Raw genomic sequence first — 5,079 nt, 5'->3', positions numbered from 1 at the left:
AGCCGAGGTGCTGGGCCGCCTCCTGGGCGCCCACGCCGCGCATCAGCTCCACCCCGGTCACCAGCGCGAGGTCGTACCGTCCCGCCTCGATGTCGGCCATCGCCGCCAGCGCGGCGACGCTGCCGGAGGCGCAGGCTGCCTCGTGCCGCGACGTGGGCAGCATGGCCCACGCCGGGTCGACGGCGGCGACCATGCCGCCGAGCTGCGCCTGGCCGCAGAAGAGCTCGGCGGCCAGGTTGCCGACGTGCGCCACCTCGACCTCGGCCGGGTCGATCCGCGTCGCCTCCAGCGCGCCGAGCGCGCTCTCCCGCAGCAGGTCGTAGACGCCCAGGCCCTCCTTCGTCCAGTTGCGGGCGAAGTCGGTCTGGTGGCCGCCGAGCACGTGGACGCTCATGGGGTCATTTCCAGGGACGAGCGCAGCTCGCGCTTGAGGATCTTGCCGACGGGGTTGCGGGGGAGCGCCTCGGCGATCTCCAGCCGTTCCGGCAGCTTGTACGAGGCGACGCGGCGTTCCCTGAGATGGCCCACCAGCTCGTCCAGCGTGATCTGCTCACCGGGCCGGGCGACGGCGAACACGCAGACCCTCTCGCCGAGCACCTCGTCGGGGTAGCCGACGCAGGCCACGTCCGCCACCTTCGGGTGCCCGGACAGCAGGGACTCGATCTCGGCCGGGGCGATGTTCATGCCGCCACGGATGATCACGTCCTTGGCCCGGTCCAGGTAGCGCAGGTACTGCCCCGCGTCCCCGGCGATCTCGAACACGTCGCCCGTGTGCAGCCACCCGTCGCCGTCGACCGACTCCCGGGTGGCCGTGCCGGGCAGGTAGCCGGCGAACACCGTCGGGCCCCGCACCAGCAGCTCCCCGGGTTGGCCGGGTTCGGTGACGTCCTCGCCGGTGGCGACGTCCACCAGCCGGGATTCGGTGGCCGCCAGCACCCGGCTCGGGTAGTCCACGCCGGGCAGCCCGGGGCGGGGAAAGAAGCTCGCCCGGTCCACCGGGTCCGGCATCGAGACCGGGTCCGACAGCAGGGCGACGCCCTCGTTGGAGCCGAAGAAGTTGATGACGGCGATGCCGTGCCGCTCCTGCCACCCTCGCACCATCGACGGCGGCAGCGGCGCGGAGCCCGAGCCGACCCGGGTCAGCGACGAGATGTCGGTGGCCGCCAGCACCTCCTCGCGCTGCAGCAGCATGGTGAGCAGCGCGGGCGGCACCAGCGTGTACGTGACCCGCTCCGCGGCGATCTGGCCCAGGAAGACCGGCAGGTCGAACGGCTGGTGCTGCACCAGCGCGCATCCGGAGATCAGCCAGGGCAGGAAGACCCCGGCGATGCCCGCCATGTTCACCATCGGGAACGGGTTGAGCACCACGTCGTCACCGGTCAGGTTCGGCGCGGCGGTGCAGACCCGGGCCGTGGCCAGCCAGTCGTGATGGCAGCGCGGCACCCCCTTCGGGGTGGCCTCCGTGCCGGAGGTCCAGCAGATCGTCAGGCATTCGCCCGGGTCGATCGTCAGCCCGGCGAGGTGGGCCGTCAACCTGCCGGGGTCGCCCTGCGCGGTGTCGAGCCCGACCAGGCCGCCGGCGCCCCCGTCGGCGGCGAACTCGTCGGTGGCGAGCTCGCCGCCCCAGATCGCCACCGTGTCCAGCCCGTCGACGGCCGCCGCCAGGTCGCGCGCGGTGTCGGCCATGGGCCGGTCGCCGAGGCGGGCGCAGGTCACGAATCCGCGGGCGCCCGCCAGCCGTACCAGCTGGGCCAGCTCGTACTCGCGGTACTGGACCGGGAACGGCGTGACCACGGCGCCGATCCGGAACGCCGCCAAGAACGTGACGCACAGCTCGGCCGTGTTGGGCAACTGGAGGGCCAGCACGTCGCCGTGGCCGAACCCCCGCTCGACCAGCACCGCCGCCACCCGGTCCACCTCGGCGTCGAGCTCACCCCAGGTGAGCCGGCGCGGGAGCCCGCCGGTCAGCTGCGCCTTGTTCGCGGGGTCGACGACGGCGAGCGCGCCGGGACGCGCCGCCACCCTGGCCCGCAGCAGCCCGTCGACGGTGTCGCCGGTCCACAGCCCCGCCTGCGTGTAGTGATCGATCCGGCTCTGACGGTGCAGCCCGCGAGGGGTCATGGGGTCTCCCCTTGGCCAGAAAGTGACGATGTGATGCCCGACACTACGATTACCGAAGTCAGGGGTCAACCCTCACGTCCGCCGCGGGACCGGTCAGCCGAAGACGAGCTTCTCGCGGTGCCGGTAGCCGGGCCTGGTGGCCGCCAGCAGCGCCTTGAACGACCAGCCCGCCCCGGCGAGCAGCCGCCGCATCTCCTCCCCGGTGGCGTGGCGGTCCAGCCACGGCATCGTGAACGCCAGCTCCCCGAACGTCGCCCGCTTCGCCACCTGCTTCTCCACCCAGGCGTAGGCCGCGTACGGCACGAACCTGAAGATGATCGGGAACAGCTCCGACTCCTCCCCGGCGATGTGCTCGTCGAGGAGTTCGAGGAGGAGCTCCAGCTCGCGGCGTAGCCGGGACGGCTCGCCCACCAGCGCCGCGCGGCAGCGGTCGAGCAAGGGGACGAGCGCGTGGTGGTCGTCGCTGTACGGGGTGAGGTCCACGGCGTGGCCGGCCGTGCGCTCGATGAGCGGCCAGAGGAGGTCGTTCTCGTTGACGTGGTGGTGGTGGATCGCGGTCAGCAGGGACGACGTGTAGGCGCGTACGGCGGCGGCCCGCCTCGCGGTGAGCGGGCCGGGGCTCGACAGGAGACCGGTCAGCCGGCGCAGGTCGGCCAGGATGGCGCGGTGGATGACGTACAGGGAGGTCAGGTCGGGTTCGCCCTCGCCGTCGCGGCGGGGGGCGACCGCCTGGACCCGTGCGGTCGTCACGGGGACGGCATGTTCCGGGGCGCTTTCCGGTATCCGGTCACCGGCTTGCAGCCCGTCTCCCGGGACAACGCTCAGCCGCCGGGCCTTCTTCTGACCGCTCGCGTGCTGAGCGGTCCATTCGCGCAGCCGCGGCCAGGCCCGGACCAGTGCGGCGCTGGCGGGTGCGATCCGGTCGCCGCTCACGGCCACCAGCGTGCCCACCTCGGTGCGGGTGGGGGTGACGGGCACGCTCCGCCGTACGAGCAGGCCCGCCTCGGTCAGCCGGGCGACCACCTCGATCTCGTCCCCGTCGGCATCGGCCACATCGCCACTGTCGTCGCCACTGTCGTCGCCGCGCCGGTCGTGGTCGCCGCGCCGGCGGTCGTCGTCCTCGCGGACCGCGTCGGTGTCGAGAAGGCGCAGCAGCAGGCCGGGTAGCCGCTCCTGCTGGTGCGGCGTCAGCGACGCGTAGACCTCCTCGGCCAGCTCGCCGAGCGAGGGCGGCCCCGACAGGCCCTCCGGCGGCGCGAGCCGGAGCCCCGAGCTCACGCTCTCGCCCGGCGGCTCGACCACCACCGTGCGGGCCGAGGCGCCGACCGTACGGGCCGAGGCGCCGACCGTACGCGTCGAGGCGTCGGCCGTGCGGGTCGAGGCGCTCGCTGTTCGGGTGGAGGCGCCGGTCATGCGGGTGGAGGCGCTCGCCGGTCCGCTCGACAGCCGCGGCGCCACGACAGAGGGCAGGCCGGGCAGGTCGGGCAGGTCCGATAGGCCGGACAGGTCGGACAGGCCGGACAGGAGGTCGTCCGTGGCCGGGCGGTCGTCGGGGCTCTTGGACAGGGCGAGGCCCACCAGGGGGCGCAGGCCGTCGGGGAGGGCGTTCAGGTCGGGATCGACGGCGAGCAGGCGGTGCATGATCCCGCCCAGGCTGTCACCGCCGAACGGGTCACGGCCGGTGGCCGCGAACAGCAGCACCCCGCCCCAGGCGAACACGTCAGCCGCCGGCCCCGGCCGCTCCCCGGTGAACACCTCGGGCGCCACGTACGTGTGCGAGCCGACCGCCCCGGGGGCCGCCACGCCCAGATCGATCAGGGTGGGCCCGTCCGGGGACAGCAGCACGCTCTCCGGCCGCAGGTCGCGGTGGGCGATGTTGACGAGGTGCAGGGATCGCAGCGCCGTCGCGATCGCGACGGCCAGCACGCACAGCCCCTCACCCGAGTACGGGCCATGCTCGGCCACCGCGCGCCGCAGGTCGGGGCCCTCGACGAACTCGCTCACGATGTACGGCACCGCCCCCTCGACCCCCACGTCGACCACCGGCGCCAGGTGGCACGGCCGTACCCGCCAGACCGCGTCGGTGAGCTGCTGGGTGACCTCGCCCCGCGGCACCTTGACCGCGAACCTGCGCCCCTCGTCGTCGTAGGCCTCGTAGACGACCCCGCGCCCGCCGGCGCCTAACCGTCCCGCCAGCCAGTAGCCGCCGAGGCTTCGCGGGTCACCAGGAACCAGGCGCATCGTCACTGCTGCTTAGATGCGGAGAAAACGGGATTGGTTTGCAGGGGCCCGGCGAGAAGACGCCACAGGCCCCCCGCGCGCCTCGGAGGACCCGTGCGTCATGATCATTATGTCAGTCCCGCGGAGCCGGCCGGTCCTGATCCGGCGCGGGTGACCGGATTCCGCGCAGTACCGCCGCCGCCACCGCGTCGGGACGCATCGCGCTCACGTCGCACCTCAGGTCGGCGACCTCGCGGAAGTACGGCTCGCGCCGCGCCCGCATGGCCGCCGGGCCGAAGGCGGGCCGGTGGTCACCGGAGCGCATCCGCTCGGCCAGCACCTCGTCCGGGGCGTCGAGCCACACCACGAACGCCGCGTCCAGCGCCGCGCGGACCCGCGGGTCCTCGACGGAGCTGGACGCCGCGGTGATCACCTTGGGCTGGCCGTCCCCCAGCTCGGCCAGCACGTGCTCGGCCTCCCGGGCGTGCAGCACGTCCACGCCGTCCCTGGCGGCGATCTCCGCCGCGCTGCCGCCGTACGTGGCCCGCAGGAAGGGATCGCTGTCCCTCAGCGGTACGCCGAGCGCCTCGCTGATCAGGCGCCCGGCGCTCGTCTTGCCCGATCCCATAAGCCCGACCATCACTACTGGTTTGTTTTTTGCCATGTGGATAGAGGTTCCTCCTGTCAAGGAGGTAATCATGACCATCGCCGGAAGCATCATCCTCATCATGCTCGGCG

The 5,079-nt window shown here is 73.2% G+C and carries 4 protein-coding genes; all 4 read right to left on the bottom strand.

The window, feature by feature from the left end:
* Window positions 1-394 (bottom strand): thiolase family protein (locus DAT37_RS18730; protein ID WP_269814786.1); only part of this gene is annotated, 394 nt, incomplete at its 3' end.
* Window positions 391-2,121 (bottom strand): class I adenylate-forming enzyme family protein, encoded by a 1,731-nt coding sequence (locus tag DAT37_RS18725; protein ID WP_109526101.1) that lies wholly within the window; start codon window positions 2,119-2,121, stop codon window positions 391-393. The genes DAT37_RS18725 and DAT37_RS18730, both read right to left, overlap by 4 nt.
* Window positions 2,122-2,214: 93 nt before the next feature.
* Window positions 2,215-4,362: a protein kinase domain-containing protein gene (locus DAT37_RS18720; RefSeq protein ID WP_232839846.1), complete on the bottom strand. Its 2,148-nt coding sequence runs from the start codon at window positions 4,360-4,362 to the stop codon at window positions 2,215-2,217.
* A gap of 112 nt (window positions 4,363-4,474) precedes the next feature.
* Window positions 4,475-4,969 carry a shikimate kinase gene (locus DAT37_RS18715; RefSeq protein ID WP_232839845.1) on the bottom strand — a complete coding sequence of 165 codons (495 nt, stop codon included), beginning with the start codon at window positions 4,967-4,969 and terminating at the stop codon, window positions 4,475-4,477.
* Between the last annotated feature and the right edge of the window lie 110 nt (window positions 4,970-5,079).

This window comes from Nocardia aurea, from assembly GCF_003123685.1.
In the GTDB taxonomy this organism is placed as follows: Bacteria; Actinomycetota; Actinomycetes; order Mycobacteriales; family Mycobacteriaceae; genus Nocardia; species Nocardia aurea.
Note: the sequence above shows the minus strand (reverse complement) of the source record. Positions and strands in the feature narration are given on the sequence as shown.

Bases quoted from the DNA above. Each gene is read 5' to 3' on its own strand.
- DAT37_RS18720 (WP_232839846.1), bottom strand. From the start codon at position 4,362: ATGCGCCTGGTTCCTGGTGACCCGCGAAGCCTCGGCGGCTACTGGCTG.
- DAT37_RS18715 (WP_232839845.1), bottom strand. From the start codon at position 4,969: ATGGGATCGGGCAAGACGAGCGCCGGGCGCCTGATCAGCGAGGCGCTC.
- DAT37_RS18725 (WP_109526101.1), bottom strand. From the start codon at position 2,121: ATGACCCCTCGCGGGCTGCACCGTCAGAGCCGGATCGATCACTACACG.